A 26085-nucleotide genomic window follows, 5' to 3' on the forward strand; every position below is an offset into this window, starting at 1 on the left:
TATGCCGTGAAAGTGGCACGTACCGTGCGGATCGGGGGAAAAGTTGGAGATAACCTCAAAGACTTACCTATCGACAATTAATGATATCACCTAAAGTAACTGTTTCCGGCGTGGCTGTTTTTTTCGGATTTAATATAGCTGTAGTTACATTCGTTGTGTTAATTGGAGTAGGGTCTGTAATTGTAATAGGAGGTTCACCAGGACCTGGTTCATATGTGAAAGTAACAGTTGCTTGATTTCGAATAATACCACCAGGTGGTACACTTGTGACTCTTGCTTGGAATTGAACAGTAATTGTATCGTTTGGATTGACTGTTCCAACAGGTATACCTACAACAGGATTTGCTCCAAGATCTGAAATGTCATTTATTACAACAGTACCTGGAAGAAACGTTAACCCATTTGCTAACGGATCAGTAATGATAACGGAAGTTGCAGGGACTGATCCGCGATTTTGGAAGGTTACAGTATACGTTATGATTTCATTTATATCTACAATTTGTTTGTCGGCTAGTTTATTTGGGTTAGGTGTAGGTGTAATAACGGATACTTCAACAGTTGGAGTAGGATCTGTAATAGTAATAGGGGGTTCGCTAGGGTTTGGCTGGAATGTGTAAGTGACAGTTGCAGTGTTTTTAATAATACCGTCTGGTGGGAGTTCAGTTACAGTAACTTGATAAGTTAATGTAACAATTTGTCCTGGAGTTACAGTCCCAACGTTTACACCATTATTTGGATTTGTTCCAGGTTGCGTGACGCCATTAATCGTAACGCTATTCGGAATGAAAGTAGTACCAGATGGAGTAGGGTCTGTAATAATAACATCTGTCGCATTAATATTCCCGACATTTTGGAACGTAATTGTATATGTGACAGTATCACCAAGATTAATAGTTTGAGGGTTACCTTGTTTGTTAGGATTAATAGTAACTTCACTTACTTGCGTCTTTGTAGTAGGTGTAGGCGTAGTAACAGATACAGGTGGTCTAGTAGGATCTGGCTGATATTGGAATGAAACGATCCCTTCATTTTCGATAAAGCCTGTCGGTGGTATCGAAGTTACTTGAACTTGGAAAGTTACGACGGCTGAAGTGTTAGGTTCTAATGTACCGATAAGAATTCCGGAACTAGGAACGATACCAGGTTGCGTGACGCCGTTAATCGTAACGCTATTCGGAATGAAAGTAGTACCAGCTGGAATAGGATCGGTTACAAGTACATTTGTTGCAGGGACAGTTCCTGTATTTTGTAAGGAGATTGTATAGGTGATTGTGTCACCTAATAAAGCAAATACTTTATCAGCGGATTTTGTAGGGTTTGTTGTTGCCGTGTTGACATTGGTAGTAGTAGGAGGCGTTGGAGTAGTCACTGTTACTGGAGGTTCTCCAGGATTAGGTTGGAATGTGTAGGTGATAGTAGCTTCATTTATAATAATTCCGTTAGGTGGTATGGAAACAACGCGAACTTGAAAAGTTACAACAACTGATTGACTAGGATTTAATGTGCCAAGAGGAATGCCAAGAGCTGGATCAACATCACTAGTTGGGATACCATTAATTGTTACACTATTTGGAATGAAAGTCGTACCAACTGGAATCGAATCTGTAAAAATGATATTTGTTAGTTGAACAGTTTGTAAGTTTTGGAATGTAACGGTGTACGTAATGATATCGTCTATATCAACGTTGTTTCGATCAGCCGTTTTCGATGGATTAATAATACTATTAATGATTTCAGTATTAACTGGTGGTGTTTCTTCTGTTTTTGTAATAGGAGGTTCATTTGGATTAGGCTGAGAGGTAAAGTTGATTGAACCAACATTTGTAACAACCCCATTAGGGGGTATATTCGTAATCGTTACTTGGAACGTAATGGTTATTATTTGATTTGGTTGTATTGTACCAATGAGTATCCCAATGCTTGGATCAACACCTGGTTGTGAAAGGCCATTTACTGTAACAGAATCTACAATAAATTGTGTGCCTACTGGTGGTTGATCAATGACAGATACATTTGTCATAGGAATATTTCCAGTGTTTTCAAGGGTAATTGTATAAGTGAGTGCATCGCCAATGTTAGCGATTGGCAAATCTACTGTTTTTGTTGACTCTAATTCTGCATTTTGTACAATTGTTTCTGCGATTGGAGTCGGTGTGGTTGTTGTAATAGGCGGGAGTGTCGGATCTGGTTGAGATGTGTAAGTGACATTTGCTTCATTTGAGATAATGCCATTTGGTGGTAAAGCTGTTATTTGTACTTCTAAAGTAACAGTCACTACTTGTCTAGGGTTTAATGTGCCAACTGGGATTCCTGTTTCAGGGGTCAAATTAGGTTGTGGAATGCCATTAATCGTAACGCTACCAGGGATAAATGTAGTTCCAGTAGGGATAGAATCTGTAATAATGACATTAGTTGCAGGTATATTACCAGTATTTTGAAGGGTGATTGTATAAGTGAGCGTATCACCAATACTTGCAAACTCACGATCCACTGTTTTTTGCGGGTTCGGGTTAGCGGTACGAACAGGTAAAGTTACGGTAGGAGTCGTTTCTGTTGTTGTAATAGGAGGTTCGCTAGGATTAGGCTGAGAAGTGTAGGTAACACTTGCTGTATTTTCTATTTTTCCATTAGGAGGAATAGCGTTTATTTGAATCTGGAATGTAACAGTAACTGTCTCGCCGGGATTAACTGTTCCAACAGGAATTCCTGTGACTGGACTTACGCCGGGTTGAGCGACATTGTTTACAGTAACACTATTCGTAATAAAAGTTGTACCCGGTGGTAAAGAATCTGTAATTGTTACACCAGTAGCAGGTATAGTTCCTTGGTTTGTAAATGTGACAGTATAAGTTACAATATCGCCAATTTCTGCAAACGTAAGGTTTGCTGTTTTTGTTGGACTTATGACTACAGTTTGGATAGGAGTTGTTGTTTCAGGAGTTGTTTCTGTTTTTGTGACTGGAGGTAAATTTGGATCCGGTTGATAATTAAATGTTGCACTACCTTGATTTCGGATTTCGCCGCTAGCAGGGATGTTTATTACTCGTACTTGGAAAGTAATCGTTGCGCGTTCGGATGGCGCTAAAGTTCCAAGTGAAATTCCTGATGATGGATTTGTTCCTGCTTGAGGAATCCCATTAATCGTAACACTATCTGGAATAAATACAGTACCGGCAGGGATAGAATCTATTACTGTTATATTCGTAGCAGGAACAGTACCGGTGTTTTGAAATGAGAGAGTATAGGTAATGACATCATTTAATGCAACGAAGGAGCGATCTGCTGTTTTTTGTGGATTTAGTGTAGCGGTATTAACTGCTGTTTCTGTTTCAGGAGTTGTAATAGTTGTCGTAACGGGAGGTTCATTTGGATTTGGCTCGTATGTGAATGTAACATTTGCTTGATTTCTAATAACTCCTCCGGGCGGGATACTATTTACTACACCTTGGAACGTAACTATAATACTTTGACCGGGATTTACAGTGCCGACGGGTATACCAATTTCAGGGTTTTCTCCAAGTTGTGATGTGCCATTTACGACAACGCTACCTGGAACGAAAGAAACACCAGATGGAAGTGTATCTTTTATAATAATATTTGTAGCGGGGACGGTCCCTCTATTTTGGAATGTTACAGTAAAAGTAATCGTATCCCCTATATCAACAACTTGTCGATCAGCAGATTTTGTAGTCGTTGGATTAGGATTATTAATTGGAATGTTTACACTTGGAGTGGTGGTAGTTGTTGTGACAGGAGGCTCACTTGGGTTCGGTTGATATTGGTAAGTGAAGGATGCTTGGTTTCTAATTATTCCATCAGGTGGTAAGTTTGTAACGACAACTTGATACGTGATTGTTTTCGTTTCTCCGACAGAAATGGTACCAAGTGGTATACCAAGTGATGGGGCTGCTCCTGGCGTTGTAATGCCATCGATTGTAACACTATTTGGAACGAAAATAGTTCCGTTAGGTGTAGGGTCTGTAACGACTACATTTGTAGCCGGAACGGTCCCGTTATTTGTAAATGTGACCGTGTAGGTAAGGTAATCGTATCTCCTAAATCAGCAACTTGTTTGTCGGCAGATTTTGTAGGCGCTGTAATAACGGTCCCAACTTGAGTTTCTGTTTTAGGAGTTGGGGTAGTTGTTGTAACAGGAGGCTCATTTGGATTAACAATATAATTAAATGATACACTGCCTTGGTTTTCTATAATTCCATTTGGCGGGACACTTGTAACTTGAACTTGGAATGTAATTGTTTTTGCTTGATTTGGATTTAAAGTACCAATCGATATACCGTTTTCAGGATTACTGTTAGGTTGTGAGACACCATCAATCGTGACGCTATTTGGAATAAATGTTGTACCGTTTGGAATTGGATCTGTTAGTACAATATTTGTTGAGGGAACAGTGCCGTTATTTTGTAAACTAATTGTATACGTAATAACATCACCAATATCAACGAAAGTACGATCAGCAGATTTTGTAGGGTTAACTGTAGCGGTATTAACGGAGACTGTAGTAGGTGCTGTCGGTTCGGTTGTGGTAACCGGCGGCCTTGTTGGATCTGGCTGGTACGTATATGTCGTTGAAGCTTCGTTTGCAATAACGCCGCCAGCTGGAATTTGTGTAACAAGAACTTGGAAAGATAGTGTTTTGGTTTCACCGGGATTAATTGTTCCAACCGGGATTCCTAGTGCGGGATTTGAATTTGGAACCGGTACATTATTTAAGATTACGCTATTCGGAATGAATGTTGTACCAGTAGGAATGGTATCAGTAAAAACTACATTTGTAGCAGGGATCGTACCATCATTAGTGAAAGTAATCGTATACGTAATAACATCACCAATATCAACAGTAGTTTTATCCGCCGTTTTAACAGGGTTTGTAATAGCGGTGTTAACAGGAGTAGTAGTAGGTGGTGTAGGGTTTGTTGTTGTAATAGCTGGTTTTGTAGGATCTGGTTGATACGTAAATGTTGTGGTTCCGATATTTCGGATTAGGCCATTCTCTGGGAGAGCGGTAAATTGAACTTGGAAAGTGACAGTGACAGTATTACCAGCTGCGATTGTTCCAATTTGTATACCACCAGAAGGGTTTACGCCAGGTTGTGAAGTACCGTTAATTGTGACGCTATTCGGAATAAATGTAGTGCTACTTGGAATTGGATCAGTTACAATAACGTTCGTTGCAGCGATGTTTCCTGTATTTGGTACAGTAATCGTATACGTAATAATATCACCGATATCAGCAATTTGTGGACTAGCAGTTTTTGTTGGATTTACAATTGCAGTTCGTACAGAAGTAGTTGTTGGAGGTGGTGTTATCGTAGTGGTTGTTGAGGGTTCAGCCGGATTCGGTTGCGACGTAAATGTTACATTTGCTTCGTTAGTAATCGTTCCGTTAGCTGGGAGGGAAGTGACTTGGACTTGAAATGTGACAGTTGTAGTTTGACCAGCAGGAATTGTACCTAGCGGAATATTTGTTGGAGTTACGCCAGATTGTGCCGTTCCATTAACTGTAACACTGTTTGGAATAAAAGTAGTGCCAGTAGGGATAGGGTCGGTGATGGAAACATTTGTCGCTGAAATATTACCGTTATTTGGAACAGTAATCGTATACGTAATGATGTCACCAATATTCACAATTTGTTGGTTTGCACTTTTAGTTGGATTTATGATAGTAGCATTAATTTGTGTTTCAACTATATTACTTGTAGAGTTTCTGTTAATTGGTGGTTGGTTTGGTGGATTATATTGAAAGCCTGAAGTTGCACTATTTGGAATAGGGTTAGGTGTAGGGAGAGTATTAACTTGAACTTGAAACGTAATTGTAGCATTCCCGTTTGCAGCAATCGTTCCTACATTTATTCCAGTAGCAGGATTATCTGTAGTAGAAGTACCATTAACTGTAACGCTACCCGGTACGAACGATGTGCCGGCAGGAGGCGTGTCTGTAATGATAACATTATTAGCAGCTAATGTGGCTTGATTTGTGGCCGTAATTGTATACGTAATCGTATCACCGATAGTAGCAATTGTTTTATCTACTGCTTTTGTTAATGCGACATTAGCTGTGAAAATATCTGTATTAACAATATTGCTTGTTGTCGTACGTGTGATAGTGGGTGCGTTAGGTGCAGGTTGAAATTCGTATCCAAATGATGCTACGTTACTTGCAACTGGTGGGGTAGGGACACTTGTAACATCTACTTGAAAGGTAATTGTAACAGAGCCGCCAGCAGGAATGTTGCTAATGGGAATACCAGTAGCAGGATTTCCAGCTGTTGCAACGCCATCAACTGTAACGCTGTTTGGAACGAAAGTAGTGCCAGCGGGTATGGGGTCTGTAAATGTAACGTTTTGGGCAGGAAGTGTTCCGGTATTTTGGACAACGATTGTATAGGTTAAACGACTTCCTATTGTTGCTATTGCCATTAGATTCGTCCTTTCTGTATAAATTTAAATCCGGTCAAGGCATGGAATATTTACAAATAGCATTATTTAATAATCTAGAAACAATACTATGTGTAAATATTAGTATAAAATGAGCTCGTCATTGCATCCTATTCAAATTTAAATGAATAGGAATAGGCAAAGGCTTTTTTTTTGCCCAAATTAGTCTGTGCATATACAAATGGAACTTTTTTTACTTGTTTGCATTAAATGAAATAGCGAATAAATATTTATCTTATATGGAAGGGGAGTGGAATTGTTGGCTTTTGTACAAACATATACGAAAACGGACTCTTTATTTATGGTACACACAGGGAATACAGTTGGCATGCGTGGTATTACAACAGCGACGGCGTATCAATACAATGCATTAATAACAAGAGATACAAATTTAAGTTTTGCAGGAGTTCCTTCTTCGGTAGATCCATTAACTTTTGCGGGAACGACAAATGATTGGACATTAAATGGTTCTTGGGCAAGACTTAATCCTTCAGTAACAGATGTACCAGCAACAGCAACTATAGACTTTGCAATGCTAGTATGGCAAGGAACATTGAGTGCAACTGTGACAGAAACGGTGGTAAATAACAATATACCTACTTTACAAACACCGGATGGGGTCACTCATACAATTACGAGTGTTCCTGCATGGGGAGAGACGAGATCAAGCGGAACATTTCAAGGTACCATTTATACACGTGCTGCAAATGTAACAAATATTCTACAAGGGCTTTCAAATCGAGCAGCGGGGGATTATTTTGTAGAAAGGGTTCCCACGGCAAATCCTCCGACGCAAGGGACAGGCGTAGGATGGGCATTGGTTGTTGTATATCGCGATAATTCATATCCTATTAGGAATGTTAGTTTATATACTGGTTTACTCATTTCTACATTGGGTGAGACAGCAACGATTTCAAATTTTATCACTCCAGCTGTAGCGCCGGTTAATGCTCGTGTATTTACAATGGCAATTAATGGTGATACTGATGCGACAGGTGATAGATTTAACTTAAACGGTACGGGACTTTCAGGACCTAATAATTTAATAAATAACTTTTTTGCTTCACAAGTAAATAATTATTTGGGAAATTTAAATACAGTCGGAAGTTTTGGGGATAGAAATATGCCAATTGGTACTTCTGCGACTAATCGGCGTGCAGAGTTTGATGTGACAAATGTACCCGCAAATGGCGTGTTAACAGCCGGCTCTACTTCTACTATCGTGAATATCCCAAATACATTTGATTATCTTTACGCTGGTGCTGTCGGTTTACAAATAGATTTAGCGGAGGCACGTTTAACTGCTACAAAATCAGTAATAGTGAGTTAAAAAATTGAAAACTTTAATAAAATTTTTTATCCTAATAGGAGTGAATTCTATTGGCTTTTGTTCAAGCTTACGGTAAAAACGATAACTTATTTATGATGCATACGGGTAATACGATGGGAATGCGCGGTACTGCAAATACAAACTTTGCTTACAATGCACTTATAACATTAAATACAGATTCTACTTTTGGAGGAGTTCCTTCATCGACGGACCCGAATACATTTGGAGGTACAACAAATGATTGGACATTAGATGGCTCATGGGCTGAATTAAATCCATCAACTACTATCGTTCCAGCTACGGCGGTTGTAGATTTTGCGTTACTTGTTTGGTCAGGTGGATTGGATACGGCTGTTACAACTGCTGTTGTTGATGCGAATCCGCCAAATTTAGTTACGCCTGATGGAACGAGTACACAAGTGACAATTAATTCAGCATGGTCATCAGAAGGGACAAATCTCCCTTTTATAGCCAATGTTTATAATCGAGCAGCAGACGTTACATCTTTACTGCAAGGTTTACCGAATCGAGCAGCAGGAAGATATAGTGTGAGAAGATTACCTACGCGTCAGCCAGTTGGTTATGGTGCAGGATGGTCGTTGATTGTTGTATATCGTGATTCCTCATATCCGATGAGAAATGTGAGTTTATTTCCAGGTTTTTTATTATCCGGTACACCACAAACCATTTCAGGATTTTTTACACCAGCTACAGGGACGGTGACAGCAAGAGCTTTTGTAATGGCGGTAAATGGTGATCCGAATTTTACAGGTGATAATTTTCAATTGAACTCTGTGACATTAACAGGACCAAATAATCCAATAGGGAACTTTTTTAGAGGGCAAGTAAATGATATTAATGGAAATTTAAATACAATTGGTAGTTTTGCAGATCGGAATTTTTCTGGAACGACTACAACTGCAAATGCAAGAGCTGAGTTTGATATTACAAATGTAAATGCAACAGGTTCTATTGCACCAAATACGACATCTACACAAGTAAATATTACAGGTACCGGAGATACAATTTATACAAGTGCGGTTGGATTACAAATAGACTTGGCGGAGGCTAAATTAACAGCAGTAAAATCAGTAACTGTAAGTTAAAAAAGATTGCTATAAGTTAGCAATCTTTTTTTATGAGGTAGATTTTGTTAGTAAAGATTGATAATGAGAATAATCAATCTTTTTTTCTTGTAGTTTTTTTACTAAAAATTTATGATCACGCTTCGGTGTAGCAATAATATACCCTTTAATAATTAAATCTTGTGTAATTTGAGAGGCTTTTTCTTGTAAGGCTAGTTCACCGATTTTGCCAGCAATTTTTGATTTAGCAACATCGCGAAATAGCTCTGGAACAGGACTGACGAGCTCTTCTAACAATTGTTTTTGTTCGTCATCCCATAAATGCCTCGTTTTATTAATATAGTGCTCTTCCCAATCTAAAATGGACATACCATCTTCTTTTGGTAGTCGTTTTAAAAATTTTCTGAACATAAAGTATCCACCGATAGACATAAGTCCTAATAAAATAACAGTCCACAGTACAATAAACCAACTGAACCATCCTTCGAGCAAGAGTATCCCCCCTTAATGATTGCGGTTTTCTTTTATTTATATTATAAACAGTGAGATTGATAGAAAGCAAGAACGCTTGGTCATTTTGACCAAGCGTTATCATTTAAACGAAGTATAGTTGTTCCACACATAAATTATTATTATCATCTTCTACATATTCAATGATTAATGTGCCAACTTTACGATCTTTATCTTCAGTTGTGAAAATAGAGTAAGAAGTAAAACGTGCTGTTGATAGGCCGCTTATATGTGTAGGTAAAGAAATGTAGTCGTTATCGCGGAAGAATTCCATCAGTTCAATATCCTCAAATTCTTTTCGGTCAACTTGTTTGTTTGTATAGCGGCGTTGAAGTTGTTTTAAAGACTCGTTCCAAGAAATTGCTTTTGTATCGTATACCATTGTCTTATCTCCTTACTGTATGTAATCATTAAGAACATACGTTCTAATCTAGTATACTCTTTTTATTTGAAAAGGGAAAGCAAAAAATAATGTAAGCTTGGATTTCCAAGCTTACATTATTAATGCGTCCGTCATAATCTCTATTTTTTATTATATGTTAGATAAGAATAAGAAACAAGATGATATATATTTTGTTGATAGTTTTCAAGATTCTGTATATTATAGTTTTACTAAAGCGCAAGGGAATGAGAGGAATGGCATATGTAATTTCACTCCAAGGACCGATGGCAAGCGGAAAAACGACATTGACTAAAAGGTTAGAGCGATGTGGGTTTTCAGTTATATATGAAAACCCTTATCCAATTGTAGAAAAGCGAAGAGTATTAAATTTGGATATAAATTCAAAAGAAGGGTTTATTCTAAATCAAAAAATGTTTATGGAAGCAAAAATAAAGGAGTTTCAAAATGTAAAAGATTCAGTTGTAATTTTTGATCGCGGGCCAGAAGATATTAAGTTTTTTACGCTCTTTTATCCAAAGATTATAGGAGAAGAGTGGGATATAGAAACTGCATTAAGAGATGAATTATATAAATTAAGAGAATGTCGTTCAGATGCTATTTTTTATTTAGATGGCTCGGAAAGTAATTTATATAATAGAAAAAATAATGATAGAACAAGAAACAGAAGTACATTTGAGGAGCAATTTAAATTAGTAGAAACTGAAAAAGACTGGTATAAACAATTTCCTGTAACTTATGTGGACACGAATAGATTAACAGCGGAAGAATTAGAGGGATATTTTATGGATTGGTTAAAGGAGAGAGGGATATGAAAAAAATACTTTTATTTGTATACCCAACATTTGCGGAGTTTGAAATAACAGTAGCAACGGCATTGTTGAAAAATAAATATGAAATTATTACAGCGAGTTTAACGAAAGAATTGATTATAAGTGAAACAGGTTTGCAAGTGCAACCGCATATAGAATTAAGTGAAGTACGTGTAGAAGAATATGAGGGGATTATTATTCCAGGCGGAGATGCGATACATATGAAGGATGCAGAAGGACTCTTTTCAGTCATCCGTCAGTTTCACGAACAAGAAAAATTAGTAGCTGCTATTTGTGCGGGACCGTATGCACTAGCAAAAGCAGGCTTATTCAAAGAAAACCCGTATACAGTAACTATAGATTATAGAAAATTAGATTGTTTTCCAGTAGAAAATTTTGTGTATGAAGAAGTTGTGGAACATTCAAACATTATTACAGCGCAGGGGCATGCATTTGTACCATTTGGAATAGCGATTGCCTCTTATTTTGGGATAGCGAACGAACACAATATAAATTTTTACAGTGGTAAGGGGAATGTGATGATGGAGGAGCTTTTGCCTGAGAATGTATAAAAGCTAGCATTTGCTAGCTTTTTTCTTTTTGACATCGATAAATGGCTAACGTTTTCGGATCGCGCCATATACCGTTATGAATTGCCAATTCATTTTCTACTTCTTCTTTTAGCCATTCCTTCATTTCGGCGTGAAGATGTGTATTATCAGGTATATTTAGCGACGGAAACATGCTAGAAATATAGTTTACAATTGGAGTAGCATGATGAAAAACGAGAGCATTATGAATAACTGCTTCTTCAACAGTTGAAAAAACAGACTGTAATATCTCTTTACCATTTTCCAAACAAAATGGCGTGACTGAAGATGTTGTTTTCGGTAAATCAAATGCGTCTAACATGCGATTACACATTTCAACTATACGAGGTAATGTAACGTCAGAATTTGTAGTAGCTAAAAGTGAGCCACCAGGACGTATTACTTTATGGAACCCTTGGATAGTTCTTTCAACATCTTTCATATGATATAACATATGTCTTGCGACGATCCAGTCGTAGCAATTGGCTTCAAAAGGAAGTTTTTCAGCGTCACCTAGTCTCCATTCAATTAAAGTATTTGTTTTAGTGGCTTCACAGAGCATGGCTTCTGATTGATCAAAACCTGTTAATTGACCTTTATGGCCATTCGCTTGCAAAAAGGAAAGAAATTTTCCGTTAGCGCACCCAACCTCTAATATTTTCTCGTCTCCTTGAAGTTGTAAATGATCCATGACGACTTCATCTAAATTCACTTGTTTTTCTTCGTAATGTTTATGCGTATCAATACGTATTTGTAAATGGTTGCTTACATTGTACTGGCGTTTTACATCATTCATCTTTTCGCATTCCACCTTCGTGCAAAATTGCTGAATTGCGTGCGTTAATACGTCGGTTTTCTTTAAGCCTTCGTAATGGAGTGCAGCTTCAAACCTTTCAAGTAATTTTTCTTCAATTCGAAAATGAATATTTTTTCGCTTTGTCACTGAAATCTCTCCCCTTTGTATCGGTTAGTGAGACTATAACACGCCTGAAAAATTTGTGTAAATCATTTGTGTACACAAATGGAGGGGATGAAAAAATTGTTTGAATGTGAGTTTAAACTATTGACGATTTAACCGTTTTCATATATTCTTAAATTAAGAAATATTCAAATAATTAAAAGAAATGAGAGAGTCACATGCTTCTTCAAGGAACACATCGAATTGGTCGTATGGCCATGCTGTTGGCACTTGCGGATGAGAATGAAAGCCCTGTATTATCTATCCCAAAAGGTTGGAAGTATTGTACGGGGAAAGTGGGTTCGATGAATTCGCAAAAGGTTGTCGCAGCAATGGAAACAGCGGCTAAGAGCAACCAAGTTATTGAAACAGACGTTTACAGAGAAACACATGCACTTTATCACGCAATTATGGAAGCTTTGTACGGAGTGACGAGAGGTCAAATTCAGTTAGCAGACGTTCTTCGTACAGTAGGACTTCGCTTTGCGATTGTGCGCGGTACACCATACGACGGAAAAAAAGAGGGCGAATGGGTTGCTGTTGCATTATATGGAACGATTGGTGCACCTGTAAAAGGATCTGAGCATGAGGCGATTGGTTTAGGAATTAATCACATATGATTTGCCCATAGTCTATTAGTTAGAAGGGGGCCTTACTTTTTTAGGACAGAAGTCTGTCTTAAAAAGATAAGGTCCCCTTTTGCCTTTTTAAGGAGGAAAAACAATGATTACGTTAACAGGACACACATTGACAATTGAAGAAATGAAGAGGTTGTTACTTGAAGGAGAAGGTGTAACAGCTTGTCCAACTAGTATGCAAAAGGTGGCAGAGTGCCGCGAAGTAGTTGAGAAAATTGTAGAGGACGGAAAAGTTGTTTACGGTATTACAACTGGATTTGGAAAGTTTAGTGATGTGCTAATTCAAAAAGATGATGTAAAGGCACTTCAACATAATTTAATTCAGTCACATGCATGTGGGATAGGCGAGCCATTCCCTGAAGAAGTATCACGCGGTATGTTAATTTTACGAGCAAACACGATGCTTAAAGGAGTATCTGGTGTTAGACCGCTCGTTGTAAATATGCTTCTTGAGTTTGTAAATCGTAAAATTCACCCAGTTGTTCCACAACAAGGCTCACTTGGTGCGAGTGGCGATTTAGCACCTTTATCTCATCTTGCGCTCGTATTATTAGGCGAAGGTGAAGTGTTCTATAAAGGAAAACGCGTTCATGCAATGGTCGCTCTTACAGAAGAAGGTCTTGAGCCAATTGAACTTGAAGCGAAAGAAGGTCTGGCGTTAATTAATGGTACGCAGGCGATGACAGCGCAAGGAGTTCTTTCTTATATAGAAGCAGAAGCAACGGCTTATCAAGCTGAATTAATTGCATCTATGACAATTGAAGGTTTACAAGGCATTATTGATGCATTTGATGAAAATGTTCATAAAGCACGTGGTTATAAAGAGCAAGTGGAAGTAGCAAGCAGAATTCGTGACATCCTTCATGATAGTAAATTAACAACGAAACAAGGAGAACTACGTGTGCAGGATGCCTATTCACTTCGCTGTATTCCGCAAGTACACGGTGCTTCTTGGCAAGTTTTAAATTATGTGAAAGAAAAATTAGAAATTGAAATGAATGCCGCGACAGATAATCCGCTTATTTTTGATGGCGGAGAAAAAGTAATTTCAGGTGGTAATTTCCACGGTCAACCAATTGCATTTGCGATGGACTTCTTAAAAGTTGGAATGGCAGAACTTGCAAATATTTCAGAGCGCCGTATTGAGCGTTTAGTGAATCCGCAGTTAAACGATTTACCACCATTTTTAAGTCCAGAACCAGGACTTCAGTCTGGTGCAATGATTATGCAATATGCTGCAGCGTCACTAGTTTCTGAAAATAAAACGTTAGCACATCCGGCGAGTGTTGATTCAATCCCGTCATCAGCTAACCAAGAAGATCACGTAAGTATGGGAACAATTGCTTCACGCCATGCACATCAAATTATTCAAAATGTAAGACGTGTTCTTTCGATTGAGATGATTTGTGCGATGCAAGCCGCAGAATATCGCGGTATTGAAAACATGAGTACAGTGACGAAGAGTTTCTATCATCAAGGTCGTCAGCAAGTACCTTCTATTACAAATGACCGTATATTCTCAACAGATATTGAAAATATTACGCATTGGTTAAAAACGAATTATTCGATAAAAGAAAGATTAGATGTAAACGCAGCACTATAAAATGAGAAAAGGGAGAGATTGAAATGGAAAAAGTACAACAAACAATTCGCGCGCCAAGAGGTACTGAGTTACAAACGAAAGGGTGGGTGCAAGAAGCTGCACTTCGTATGTTAATGAACAATTTAGATCCGGAAGTTGCTGAAAAGCCAGAAGAATTAGTTGTATATGGTGGAATCGGCCGTGCAGCTCGTAACTGGGAAAGCTACAATGCAATTGTAGATTCATTAAAAACGTTAGAAAGCGATGAAACATTACTTGTTCAATCAGGAAAACCAGTTGCAATCTTTAAATCACATGAAGATGCACCTCGCGTTCTTTTAGCGAACTCAAACTTAGTACCGAAGTGGGCGAACTGGGATCACTTCCGTGAACTAGAGAAAAAAGGTCTTATGATGTATGGACAAATGACAGCAGGTAGCTGGATTTACATCGGGACACAAGGTATTTTACAAGGGACATATGAAACGTTTGGTGAAGCGGCACGTCAACATTTCGGTGGTTCATTAAAAGGTACATTAACACTTACTGCTGGTTTAGGTGGTATGGGCGGTGCACAACCTCTTGCTGTAACGATGAATGGCGGTGTTGTTATCGCTATTGATGTTGATAAGCGCAGTATCGATCGCCGTATTGAAAAGAGATACTGTGATATGTATACAGAATCATTAGAAGAAGCATTAACTGTTGCGAACGAGTATAAAGAGAAGAAAGAACCGATTTCTATTGGTTTATTAGGAAATGCGGCAGAGATTTTACCAGAGCTAGTGAAGCGTAATATTACGCCAGATTTAGTTACAGATCAAACATCTGCTCATGATCCATTAAACGGTTATATTCCAGTAGGTTACACATTAGAAGAAGCAGCAAAACTTCGTGAAGAAGATCCGGAGCGCTACGTACAATTATCAAAAGAAAGCATGACAAAACATGTAGAAGCAATGCTTGCTATGCAAGCAAAAGGCGCAATTACATTTGATTACGGAAATAACATTCGCCAAGTTGCTTTTGATGAAGGTTTGAAAAATGCATTCGATTTCCCAGGATTCGTTCCAGCATTTATCCGTCCATTATTCTGCGAAGGAAAAGGACCATTCCGCTGGGTAGCACTTTCTGGTGACCCAGAAGATATTTATAAAACAGACGAAGTAATTTTACGTGAGTTTGCTGATAATGAGCATTTATGTAACTGGATCCGTATGGCTCGTCAGCAAGTTGAGTTCCAAGGTCTTCCGTCACGTATTTGTTGGCTTGGTTACGGTGAGCGCGCGAAATTTGGTCGCATCATTAATGAAATGGTTGCAAATGGTGAATTATCAGCACCAATCGTTATCGGTCGTGACCATTTAGATTGCGGATCAGTAGCATCTCCAAACCGTGAAACAGAAGCGATGAAAGATGGTAGTGATGCAGTAGCTGACTGGCCAATTTTGAATGCATTAATTAACAGTGTAAACGGTGCAAGCTGGGTATCTGTTCACCACGGTGGCGGCGTTGGTATGGGTTATTCACTTCACGCTGGAATGGTTATCGTTGCAGATGGAACAGAAGCAGCAGCAAAACGTATTGAGCGCGTATTAACTTCTGACCCTGGTATGGGTGTTGTTCGTCACGTGGATGCAGGATATGACTTAGCTGTGGAAACTGCGAAAGAAAAAGGCGTTAACATTCCAATGATGAAATAAGGAGGAGAAAACATGCTGGACACTTTACTAATAAATATCGGTCAATTGCTAACAATGGATCAAGAAGATGGCTTGTTAAGACGGGAAGCGATGAACACGCTTCCTGTTATCGAAAACGGTGCGGTTGGAATTGAAAACGGCGTAATTACCTTCGTTGGAACAGCGGAAGAAGCGAAAGGATTACAAGCGAAAGAAGTTATTGATTGCGGCGGGAAAATGGTTTCTCCTGGTCTTGTTGACCCGCATACTCATCTTGTATTTGGTGGATCTCGTGAAAATGAAATCGCGCTAAAATTACAAGGAGTTCCGTACTTAGAAATTTTGGAACAAGGCGGAGGTATTCTTTCGACGGTAAATGCAACGAAACAGGCGTCGAAAGAAGAACTCGTTCAAAAAGCGAAATTCCATTTAGACCGTATGCTATCTTTCGGAGTTACAACTGTAGAAGCGAAGAGTGGTTACGGATTAGATGATGAGACAGAATGGAAACAATTAGAGGCAACTGCACAATTACAAAAAGAGCATCCAATCGATTTAGTTTCTACATTTTTAGGTGCTCATGCAGTTCCGAAAGAGTATAAAGGTAGATCGAAAGAATTTTTACAATGGATGTTAGACTTACTGCCAGAAATGAAAGAGAAGCAATTAGCTGAATTTGTTGATATTTTCTGCGAAACAGGCGTGTTTTCTGTTGAAGAGTCAAAAGAGTTTTTATTAAAAGCGAAAGAGCTTGGCTTTGATGTGAAAATTCATGCGGATGAAATTGATCCTCTTGGTGGTGCGGAAGCGGCAGCTGAAATTGGTGTAGCATCAGCGGACCATTTAGTTGGTGCTTCTGATAAAGGAATTGAAATGCTTGCAAACTCTAATACAGTAGCCACTTTATTACCAGGAACAACTTTCTATTTAAATAAAGAAAGCTTTGCTCGCGGTCGTAAAATGATCGATGAAGGTGTTGCGGTAGCTTTAGCTACAGACTTTAACCCAGGCAGCTGTCCAACGGAAAACATTCAGCTTATTATGAGCATCGCAATGCTGAAGTTGAAAATGACACCAGAAGAAGTTTGGAATGCCGTAACAGTTAACTCTTCTTACGCAATTAATCGTGGTGACGTAGCTGGGAAAATTAGAGTAGGTCGCAAGGCAGATCTAGTGCTATGGGATGCTTACAATTATGCTTACGTACCGTATCATTACGGCGTAAGTCATGTAAATACAGTATGGAAGAATGGTAATATCGCATATACAAGAGGTGAACAATCGTGGAGCACGGCCACTATTTAAAGAAAAATGCCAAGTTTATCGATCGTGAAGTGACAAAATGGAGTGAAATGATTAAAGATTGGGAGGAAGGCGTGGAAATATTCGGTGCGGCCTTAATTGGAGCACCCCTTTCTAAACCGTCTATTAGTCATTCAGGAGCAAGTTTTGCTCCAAAAACAATTCGTGCGATGTTAGATGCATATAGCACGTACGCAATTACAGAAGAACATGATATGAAAGAAAGTGTCTTATATGATTGCGGCGATATTACGATGCATGTGACGGATATAAAAGAAAGTCATAACCGAATTGCGAAAACAGTTGGTCATGTAACGAAAGTAAATCCGAACATGATACCAATCGTTCTTGGTGGGGATCACTCGATTAGTTTTCCGAGTATAACAGGATTTGCAAATAGTAAAGGGAAGGTCGGTATTATTCAATTTGATGCCCATCATGATTTGCGCAATTTAGAAGATGGTGGTCCGTCAAATGGTACACCGTTCCGTAGTTTATTAGAAAATGGTGTTATTACAGGAAAACAACTCGTTCAAATCGGTATTCGTAATTTTTCAAATGCACGAGCGTACCATGAATATGCAAAAGAACACGGTGTGATAGTGTACACAATGAAAGATGTACGAGAGCGAGAAATCAAAGATATTATTATAGAAAGTATTGAAGTATTAAGAAAGCAAGGCGTGACCTCTATTTACATTTCTCTTGATATGGACGTACTAGATCAAGCATTCGCACCAGGTTGTCCAGCAATCGGTCCTGGCGGAATGGACAGTATGACTTTACTTGATGCGATTGAATTGCTTGGTAAAGAACCGCTTGTGCAAGGGATGGATATTGTAGAAATTGATCCAACTCTTGATTTCAGAGATATGACGAGTCGAGTAGCTGCGCAAGTGATTATGAGTTTTCTTTTAGCGAGGGAAACAGTTAGTAAGCAGGTTAGTATATAGAAGGAAAAGTAGATTTTTATTTACGCTTTATCAAAAACACATTACTACTCAAATGTAGTGATGTGTTTTTATGTTAAAAGAGAATGAATGTGTGTGGAACCGTTAATAAAATTGCGGTTTTTTATAGTGTATTGTGTGAATTTAATTTCTTGCTTCTGAAGTGTTGACGTATAAAATATTTTTGTGATAAAATAAAAATTTTGCTAAAAAACTAAAAGTATGTTAAACTTGAGAAGGTTACCATATATGGAGGTGGATTATTTGTTTCAAATTGGCGATAACATTGTTTATCCAATGCAAGGAGCAGGTATAATTAAAGCCATAGGAGAGAAGGAAATCGCAGGAAAAAAACAACAGTATTATGTTATAAAAATGTCGGCTAGTAATATGGAAATAATGATTCCTGAAGGGAAAATATTGAGTTCAAATATACGACCAGTAACGGATATCACGGCATTAATACACATAATAGATATTTTTCAACATGGAGAATCAGATAGATTACTTACGTGGAAACAAAGATATAAATTGAACACTGATAAAATAAAAACGGGTAAAATGCAAGAAGGTGCTGAAGTTGTGCGTGATTTAATGCGTATACAGAAAGAAAAGGCACTTAATGCAAGCGAAAAGAAAATGTTAGATAACGCACATGAATTTTTGATTAGTGAACTGGGATTAATTGAAGGTATCACAGAAAATCAAATAAAAAGCTTTTGTTAAGGTTCATTACAAATAATATATGGCATCCCAAAAAAGGTTTTGAATTTTTTGGGAACATAATTATAGACAATCAATCATTTCAAAGACATTCAACTCTTTCAAACCACTTTTAGAGCATTAACCTCTTTTGTTATTACTACAATCATATCCATTTTTATTTTTTAATTCTTTTACGAATGTTCGAAGTTTAATTCAATACTTCGATAAAATAGTTACTTGATTTTTGCAATCCTGATTCACACTGGCACGGACGAGGAGCCGTAAGGATGAAAGAGAGGTAGGGCTTTCATTGTTTTAGGTATATAAGTTATTATTTTTAGAAGAATACTGAACCATTTTCACTTCTATTGATAAGGGATTCTTTATATTAAAGAGATGAAGAAATTGACAGCCATATATGATCAACTAAAAAAGGTTTCCTACTAAGGAAACCTTTTTAGTTTATTTATAGCATTCTGTTTTTTGGATATTCGAATGTTTTATAGAAAAGTCGTATAAATTGACGTTACTATTTAAAAGTAAGTATGATGCGATTATAGCAAGAATTTTTAAGGGGGAAGAAAAATGGCAAGTTCTAATAATAAAGCGGCAAGTATTTATGAAGGAACAAATGTAAACGCTTGGGGATCTTTTGAAAATATTGAAGAAACGAAGTTGTTTGATCAGATTCAAGTCGGAGCTTGGTCTCTTCGTAATCGCATAGCAATGGCACCGATGACAAGATGCTTTGCAGACAATGAAACTGGAGTAGTTGGTGCTGATGTAGTGGAGTACTATAGAAAGCGTGCTGCTGACGGAGTTGGATTAATTATTACAGAAGGAATTGTCATTAGTCCGAGAGCGAAAGGCAATCCAGGAGTACCAGGGATTTATACGCAAGAACAAATTGATTCATGGAAACCTGTTACAGAGGCAGTACATAAAGAAGGCGGGACAATTATTGCTCAAATATGGCATGTTGGTCGTATGAGTCATCATGAAATAATTGGTGGGCAAATGCCCCAAGCGCCTTCTGCCATCGCTGCAGAAGGGAATGTTCCACGTTTTCGCAAACCATTCGATACACCAGAAGCAATGACATTAGAAGAAATACAAGAAGTTATCAGTCAATACGCACAAGCAGCAAAAAATGCGATTGAAGCTGGGTTTGATGGGGTAGAAATTCACGGTGCACACGGATATTTAATTGATCAATTTACTTATGAGTTTGCTAATAAGCGTACTGATAAATATGGCGGTGACTTAAAGCAAAGATTAACGTTTATGAAAGAAGTAACTGAGGCTGTAATAGAAGCAGTTGGAGCTGATAAAACACTTCTTCGTTTCTCTGCTTTTAAAGGGGATAATCCTACTTATATGTGGGAAAACCCTGAGCTGGCAATTGAAACATTTGTAAATATGTTTAAAGAAGTTGGGTTAACGATGATTCATCCTTCAACGATGAATTATACGCAAGTGATTGCTGACGGAAAGAATTTTCATCAATTAGTAAGAAAATATTGGGAGGGTACGATTGTTGGGGTTGGTAATTTGAATCCGAAAGAAGCTGAAGAAGCGTTGCAAGAAGGAACAATTGACGTAGCTGCATTCGGAAGACCGTTAATTGCTAATCCAGATTTTGTTCATCGAATTAAACATGCTGAAAGTTTAGTTGAATATGACGCGAAAGAGCATCTTGCTACATTAATTTGAATAAAGATAAAAGGAGAACACATGGAGTGTTCTCCTTTTATTATGGAATTTCATAGGGGGAAGCGAGATGAGTGAAACGCTACTCGTTATTATTAGCATATTACTATTATTAATGTTGCTTTTAATCGTCTTTTTTATTATCACATTTTTTATAAAAAAACGGACGCATCATTCTATTTTAAAATTACATCCATACTTAGGAAGAATGCGTTACTTACTGGAAAAGATAGGGCCGGAATTCCGACAATATTGGTTTGATCACGATACAGATGGAAAACCTTTTTCACGTTACGATTTTCAAAGTGTTATGTTTTTAGCGAAGTATCGCTCTGAAATACTTGGTTTTGGGTCGAAACGAGATTTTGAAGCATCTGGTTATTATATTGCTAATACGTTGTTTCCGGTATTAACAGAAGAATTAAGTGTGAACGTAACGCAAGAACGTGAAGGGAAAAAGTATGTGATTCATAAAGAAGGATTATTTTCACGGAGAGAAAAATTGACAGCGGATACAACGAATATTTGGTTATACGAAGAAGACGATGCAATTATCGTCGGCGAAAATCGTAAATATCCGTGGAAACTGTATGGCATGTTTGGGGCATCAGCAACTTCTTACGGTGCGATTGGCGAAAATTATATTTTAGCGAGCGGCTTTGGAGCGAAAATGGCAGGCGGATCGTGGATTAATACTGGTGAAGGTGGCGTTATTCCAGAACATTTACATACAGGGGCGAATATCGTTGCGCAAATTGGTCCAGGGCTATTTGGATACCGTGATGAGGACGGGAATTTTTCAATGGAGAAATTTATGGAGAAAGTGAAAGAAAGTAATATTAAAGCATTTGAATTGAAATTTGGGCAAGGTGCGAAAATACGTGGTGGTCATTTAGAGGGGCAAAAAGTAAACGAGAAAATTGCTTTTGTTCGGAATGTACGAGAGGGAGAGACAATTAATTCACCGAATCGATTTTCATTTTTAAATAATGCAGCAGAGACACTTTATTTTATTCAACAGTTGCAAGAAACTGGCGGGAAACCAATCGGTATGAAAATTGTAATTGGACAGCAGGAGCCGTTGGAAGATTTATTTAAAACGATGAAAGAGTTAAATATCTATCCGGATTTTATTACAATTGACGGTTCAGAAGGTGGATCAGGAGCAACATATAAATCGATGGCAGATAGTATGGGGATGCCGCTTATTCCAGCGTTACTGACATGTATTGATACAGCGAATCAGTATGGTGTTCGTGATAAATTCAAAGTGTTTGCCTCGGGGAAATTAATTACACCAGATAAAGTGGCAATTGCTTTAGCGATTGGTGCAGATGCTGTAAACTCGGCACGTGGTTTTATGATGGCAAGCGGTTGTATTATGGCGCTTCAATGTAATTCTGGCCAATGTCCATCTGGTGTGGCCACGACGAATCCGCACTATCAAAAAGCGTTAGATCCGTATGAGAAGAAGTGGCGAGTTATGAATTATATTATTAGTATGAGATATAGTTTGTTTTCGTTAGCAGCAGCAGCGGGAGTAAAGAGTCCGCGTCATTTAACGAGGGAGCATATTGTATTTAAAGATGAGATGGGAGGGATAGTTCCTCTCTCAGAATTGTTTCCTACTAGTAAATAGAAGTAAGCTATGTTTAATAGATTAAAAGTCATACATTTGTATGGCTTATTTTTATTAAAAAAATAGGTGTTTTATTTTCTGAATATTTTTACTTTAATTTCTTTTAAAAACCGGGTAATCCACTGGGATAAAGGCGTTTATGAAGGGTTTCACATGCAGTAAAAAACACCTGTTCACTTGAAAGAACAAAAAATGTTTGTTAAGGTAGGGAACCATAAGCGAAAACAAGAAAATAGAAAAAGTCATTTTTCGAAATTTTGAATGGCTTATGTAACTAAGGGAGAGATTTGGTGAAGATTGAGATTATGGCTTCGCTTGCTATTTATATGGCAGGTATGTTGTATATCGGTTATTGGTCTTATAAGAAGACATCCGATTTATCAGATTATATGTTAGGCGGAAGGGGACTCGGTCCAGCAGTTACAGCTTTATCAGCTGGTGCTTCTGACATGAGTGGTTGGATGCTAATGGGATTACCTGGTGCGATGTATGCGACAGGGTTATCAAGTGTGTGGATTGCGATAGGTTTATTAATAGGTGCTTATGTAAACTATTTAATTCTTGCCCCGCGTTTGCGAACGTATACAGAAGTGGCTAATGATTCAATTACGATTCCAGACTTTTTAGAGAATCGATTTAAAGATCGTACGAAAATACTTCGTTTTGTCTCCGCTATCGTCATTTTAGTATTTTTCACATTTTATGCGTCGGCTGGTTTAGTATCAGGTGGACGTTTGTTTGAAAATTCTTTCAACCTTGATTATAAAATTGGTTTATTTGTAACTGTTGGTGTCGTAGTTGCTTATACACTATTCGGTGGTTTTTTAGCAGTAAGTTGGACCGACTTTGTGCAAGGGTGTATTATGTTTATTGCTCTCGTATTAGTACCAATTGTTGCTTTTACAGATGTCGGTGGTGTAACAGAAACATTCAATACGATTAAGCAAGTTGATGCATCGCATTTAGATATGTTTAAAGGGACCACAATTCTTGGTATTATTTCCTTTTTAGCATGGGGTCTTGGGTATTTTGGTCAACCACATATTATTGTCCGCTTTATGGCAATTACCTCTATTAAAGATTTGAAAACTTCTCGTAGAATCGGTATCGGTTGGATGACGATTTCAATTATAGGTGCAATGCTTACTGGTCTAGTTGGTATTGCTTATTACGCTAAAAATAATGCGACATTACAAGATCCGGAAATGGTCTTTGTAACATTCTCAAACATTTTATTCCATCCGTACATTACTGGATTTTTATTATCAGCTATTTTGGCTTCGATTATGAGTAGTATTTCCTCGCAATTACTTGTTATTTCAAGTGCAGTAACGGAAGATTTCTATAAAACATTTTTCCGTCGTAACGCAAGTGATAAAGAACTTGTATTTATCGGTAGACTGTCAGTTTTAGTAGTAGCTATGATCGCAGTTGTTTTAGCGTATCATCCAAGTGATACAATTTTAACACTCGTCGGTTATGCTTGGGCAGGATTTGGTTCAGCATTCGGACCTGCCATTTTATTAAGTTTATATTGGAAGAGAACGAACAAATGGGGCGTTCTTGCTGGGATGATTGTTGGTGCAGTAGTTGTAATTACTTGGGTACAAATTCCAAGTTTAAAAGCGAATATGTATGAAATGGTACCTGGATTCTTCTGTAGCTTATTAGCTGTGATTGTTATAAGTTTATTAACGAAAGAACCAGTTAAAGCAATTCATCGTGAATTTAATGAGATGGAAGCAGTGCTGGAAGAAGAAACGAAATGATTAGCGAAGAGAGTAAACGAAACTGGCGTTTACTCTCTTTTTATTTAAAATGAAAATAAGGAACTTGTTGACAACTAAAAGTAAGTAACTTATAATAAATTTGAGTTCGAGTTAATTTGTACTTTGAATAAAGATTTCAAATGGATTAAATATTTTTTAAATAATTATCTCGAATTTGAGATAATTTAAGGAACTGGAAGTTAATGTATAATTTTAAAATCAATATCTCGAATTCGAGATAAAATTATCATGACGGATTTTACTAGTCAGTATGGACAAAATGAATAATGAATCTTAATGTAAAGCAATTTTTATAATGGAATAAAAAAGGAGTGGAAGAAATGGAAAAGAAAACAATGGGCATCCACCATATTACAGCGATTGTAGGGCATCCACAAGAAAATGTAGATTTTTACGCTGGTGTGTTAGGTTTACGTTTAGTGAAACAAACAGTGAATTTTGATGATCCAGGTACGTACCATCTTTATTTTGGTAATGAAGGGGGAAAACCGGGAACAATCATTACGTTTTTCCCATGGGCAGGTGCTCGTCAAGGAGTTATTGGTGACGGTCAAGTAGGAATCACTTCTTATGTTGTACCAAAAGGGGCAATGGAGTTTTGGGAAAATAGATTAGAAAAATTCGATATTTCGTATACAAAAATGACTCGATTTGGAGAACAGTACTTAGAATTTGATGATCCACATGGTTTGCATATAGAATTAGTAGAAAGAGAAGAAGGCGAATTAAATAATTGGACTTTTGGGGAAGTTACGCCAGAAGTAGCAATTAAAGGATTTGGTGGTGCAGTTCTTTTATCAACGCAGCCTCAAAAAACTGCTGAACTGTTAGAACATATCATGGGTCTTGAGAAAATTGGAGAAGAGGGTGAATTTGTTCGATTCCGTTCTTCTGCTAATATTGGCAATATTATTGATTTGAAATTATCGACAATCGGACGCGGTCAAATGGGTGTTGGTACAGTTCATCATATTGCTTGGAGAGCGAGTGACGATGCTGATCAGCTAGACTGGAAAGAGTATGTGTCCCGTTTTGGATACCACGTAACTCCTGTACAAGATCGAAATTATTTTAACGCAATTTATTTTAGAGAACACGGTGAAATTTTATTTGAAATTGCAACAGATCCCCCTGGTTTCGCTCATGATGAATCGTTAGAGACGATGGGTGAGGAATTAAAGTTACCGGAACAATATGAAAAACATAGAAAACAGATTGAACAAACGCTTTTACCATTTGAAGTGAGAAATTTAGATTAAAGTGATTGAAAGGGGAAAAGGATTATGATGAAACATGTTTTTCAAAAAGGAAAAGATACGTCAAAACCAGTATTGCTATTACTTCATGGTACAGGAGGTAATGAATTAGATTTATTACCACTTGCAGAAATAATGGATCCGGAAGCTTCAGTATTAAGTGTCCGTGGAAATGTATTAGAGAATGGGATGCCACGTTTCTTCCGTCGATTAGCAGAAGGTATTTTTGATGAAGAGGATCTTATTTTCCGTACGAAGGAATTAAATGAGTTTTTAGACGAAGCTGCAAAAACATATGAATTTGATAGAAACAACATTGTAGCTATCGGTTATTCAAATGGAGCAAACATTGCGGCAAGCTTATTATTCCATTACGAAAATGCGTTAAAAGGTGCTGTGCTTCATCACCCAATGGTGCCTAGAAGAGGAACACAATTGCCTAATTTAGCTGGGAAATCCGTGTTTATTGCTGCTGGGACAAATGATCCAATTTGTTCATCTTCTGAGTCAGAGGAATTGAAGCTACTATTAGAAAATGCAAACGCTAATGTAACAATGCATTGGGAAAATAGAGGACATCAATTAACGATGGGTGAAGTAGAAAAAGCAAAAGAATGGTATGGAAAAACAGTTCTATAAGTATAAATAATAAAAGAAGCATCTGCTAATCGTTAGCAGATGCTTCTTTTA

The 26085-nt window shown here is 37.7% G+C and carries 18 protein-coding genes and 1 pseudogene; 15 read left to right on the forward strand and 4 right to left on the reverse strand.

Annotation, left to right across the window (positions count from 1 at the left end):
• Positions 1–79 precede the first annotated feature (79 nt).
• Positions 80–6438, reverse strand: a pseudogene (locus tag QCI47_RS09590) (DUF7507 domain-containing protein); the annotation flags it as partial.
• Between the two features lie 277 nt (positions 6439–6715).
• On the opposite strand from QCI47_RS09590, the gene QCI47_RS09595 reads away from it, so the two are divergent.
• On the forward strand, positions 6716–7786 hold the full coding sequence (locus QCI47_RS09595) for a hypothetical protein (RefSeq protein ID WP_000896243.1): 1071 nt from the start codon (positions 6716–6718) through the stop codon (positions 7784–7786).
• A gap of 50 nt (positions 7787–7836) precedes the next feature.
• Positions 7837–8892 carry a hypothetical protein gene (locus tag QCI47_RS09600; protein ID WP_309422890.1) on the forward strand — a complete coding sequence of 352 codons (1056 nt, stop codon included), beginning with the start codon at positions 7837–7839 and terminating at the stop codon, positions 8890–8892.
• A 30-nt stretch (positions 8893–8922) separates the two neighbouring features.
• Here the strand turns inward: QCI47_RS09600 and QCI47_RS09605 are convergent, their stop codons facing one another.
• On the reverse strand, positions 8923–9363 hold the full coding sequence (locus tag QCI47_RS09605; protein WP_000889384.1) for a DUF2621 domain-containing protein: 441 nt from the start codon (positions 9361–9363) through the stop codon (positions 8923–8925).
• A 103-nt stretch (positions 9364–9466) separates the two neighbouring features.
• Complete coding sequence (locus QCI47_RS09610; RefSeq protein ID WP_000262403.1) at positions 9467–9763, reverse strand: hypothetical protein; 297 nt, start codon at positions 9761–9763, stop codon at positions 9467–9469.
• Positions 9764–10008: 245 nt separating this feature from the next.
• On the opposite strand from QCI47_RS09610, the gene QCI47_RS09615 reads away from it, so the two are divergent.
• On the forward strand, positions 10009–10596 hold the full coding sequence (locus QCI47_RS09615) for an AAA family ATPase (protein WP_353811757.1): 588 nt from the start codon (positions 10009–10011) through the stop codon (positions 10594–10596).
• Complete coding sequence (locus QCI47_RS09620) at positions 10593–11165, forward strand: DJ-1/PfpI family protein (RefSeq protein ID WP_309422888.1); 573 nt, start codon at positions 10593–10595, stop codon at positions 11163–11165. The genes QCI47_RS09615 and QCI47_RS09620 overlap by 4 nt, the downstream gene beginning before the upstream one ends.
• A gap of 13 nt (positions 11166–11178) precedes the next feature.
• Here the strand turns inward: QCI47_RS09620 and QCI47_RS09625 are convergent, their stop codons facing one another.
• Positions 11179–12126, reverse strand: coding sequence for a class I SAM-dependent methyltransferase (locus tag QCI47_RS09625; protein WP_139303695.1), 948 nt, complete (start codon positions 12124–12126; stop codon positions 11179–11181).
• A gap of 194 nt (positions 12127–12320) precedes the next feature.
• On the opposite strand from QCI47_RS09625, the gene hutP reads away from it, so the two are divergent.
• From hutP to QCI47_RS09680, 11 genes are all read left to right on the forward strand, one after another.
• Positions 12321–12761, forward strand: a complete 441-nt coding sequence (gene hutP / locus QCI47_RS09630; protein ID WP_000926516.1) for a histidine utilization transcription antiterminator HutP — start codon at positions 12321–12323, stop codon at positions 12759–12761.
• A 103-nt stretch (positions 12762–12864) separates the two neighbouring features.
• Positions 12865–14382 carry a histidine ammonia-lyase gene (gene hutH, locus QCI47_RS09635; protein ID WP_076870305.1) on the forward strand — a complete coding sequence of 506 codons (1518 nt, stop codon included), beginning with the start codon at positions 12865–12867 and terminating at the stop codon, positions 14380–14382.
• Positions 14383–14405: 23 nt separating this feature from the next.
• The gene (gene hutU / locus QCI47_RS09640; protein WP_073540761.1) at positions 14406–16064 is read left to right on the forward strand and encodes a urocanate hydratase; all 1659 of its coding nucleotides are present in this window, start codon (positions 14406–14408) and stop codon (positions 16062–16064) included.
• Positions 16065–16076: 12 nt separating this feature from the next.
• Positions 16077–17348 (forward strand): imidazolonepropionase, encoded by a 1272-nt coding sequence (hutI, locus tag QCI47_RS09645; RefSeq protein ID WP_353811758.1) that lies wholly within the window; start codon positions 16077–16079, stop codon positions 17346–17348.
• Entirely contained in the window at positions 17327–18298 is a 972-nt protein-coding gene (gene hutG / locus QCI47_RS09650) for a formimidoylglutamase (RefSeq protein ID WP_061131651.1), read from the forward strand. Before hutI ends, hutG begins: the two co-directional genes overlap by 22 nt.
• A 261-nt stretch (positions 18299–18559) precedes the next feature.
• The gene (locus QCI47_RS09655) at positions 18560–19021 is read left to right on the forward strand and encodes a CarD family transcriptional regulator (protein WP_309422922.1); all 462 of its coding nucleotides are present in this window, start codon (positions 18560–18562) and stop codon (positions 19019–19021) included.
• Between the two features lie 564 nt (positions 19022–19585).
• The gene (locus QCI47_RS09660; RefSeq protein WP_061184789.1) at positions 19586–20713 is read left to right on the forward strand and encodes an alkene reductase; all 1128 of its coding nucleotides are present in this window, start codon (positions 19586–19588) and stop codon (positions 20711–20713) included.
• A 67-nt stretch (positions 20714–20780) separates the two neighbouring features.
• Positions 20781–22349 carry a glutamate synthase-related protein gene (locus tag QCI47_RS09665; protein WP_309422887.1) on the forward strand — a complete coding sequence of 523 codons (1569 nt, stop codon included), beginning with the start codon at positions 20781–20783 and terminating at the stop codon, positions 22347–22349.
• A 290-nt stretch (positions 22350–22639) separates the two neighbouring features.
• Positions 22640–24118 (forward strand): sodium/proline symporter PutP, encoded by a 1479-nt coding sequence (putP, locus tag QCI47_RS09670; protein WP_309422886.1) that lies wholly within the window; start codon positions 22640–22642, stop codon positions 24116–24118.
• 341 nt (positions 24119–24459) lie between these two features.
• Positions 24460–25398: a ring-cleaving dioxygenase gene (locus tag QCI47_RS09675; protein ID WP_353811760.1), complete on the forward strand. Its 939-nt coding sequence runs from the start codon at positions 24460–24462 to the stop codon at positions 25396–25398.
• A gap of 24 nt (positions 25399–25422) precedes the next feature.
• Entirely contained in the window at positions 25423–26034 is a 612-nt protein-coding gene (locus QCI47_RS09680) for an alpha/beta hydrolase (RefSeq protein ID WP_000975470.1), read from the forward strand.
• The last annotated feature ends 51 nt before the right edge of the window (positions 26035–26085 follow it).

The organism is Bacillus cereus group sp. RP29 (genome assembly GCF_040459765.1).
GTDB lineage: Bacteria > Bacillota > Bacilli > Bacillales > Bacillaceae_G > Bacillus_A > Bacillus_A paranthracis.

Coding starts and splice junctions, on each gene's coding strand:
- QCI47_RS09610 (WP_000262403.1), bottom strand. CDS start 9,763: ATGGTATACGATACAAAAGCAATTTCTTGGAACGAGTCTTTAAAACAA.
- QCI47_RS09615 (WP_353811757.1), top strand. CDS start 10,009: ATGAGAGGAATGGCATATGTAATTTCACTCCAAGGACCGATGGCAAGC.
- QCI47_RS09620 (WP_309422888.1), top strand. CDS start 10,593: ATGAAAAAAATACTTTTATTTGTATACCCAACATTTGCGGAGTTTGAA.
- hutP (WP_000926516.1), top strand. CDS start 12,321: ATGCTTCTTCAAGGAACACATCGAATTGGTCGTATGGCCATGCTGTTG.
- hutH (WP_076870305.1), top strand. CDS start 12,865: ATGATTACGTTAACAGGACACACATTGACAATTGAAGAAATGAAGAGG.
- hutU (WP_073540761.1), top strand. CDS start 14,406: ATGGAAAAAGTACAACAAACAATTCGCGCGCCAAGAGGTACTGAGTTA.
- hutI (WP_353811758.1), top strand. CDS start 16,077: ATGCTGGACACTTTACTAATAAATATCGGTCAATTGCTAACAATGGAT.
- QCI47_RS09660 (WP_061184789.1), top strand. CDS start 19,586: ATGGCAAGTTCTAATAATAAAGCGGCAAGTATTTATGAAGGAACAAAT.
- QCI47_RS09665 (WP_309422887.1), top strand. CDS start 20,781: ATGAGTGAAACGCTACTCGTTATTATTAGCATATTACTATTATTAATG.
- QCI47_RS09675 (WP_353811760.1), top strand. CDS start 24,460: ATGGAAAAGAAAACAATGGGCATCCACCATATTACAGCGATTGTAGGG.
- QCI47_RS09680 (WP_000975470.1), top strand. CDS start 25,423: ATGATGAAACATGTTTTTCAAAAAGGAAAAGATACGTCAAAACCAGTA.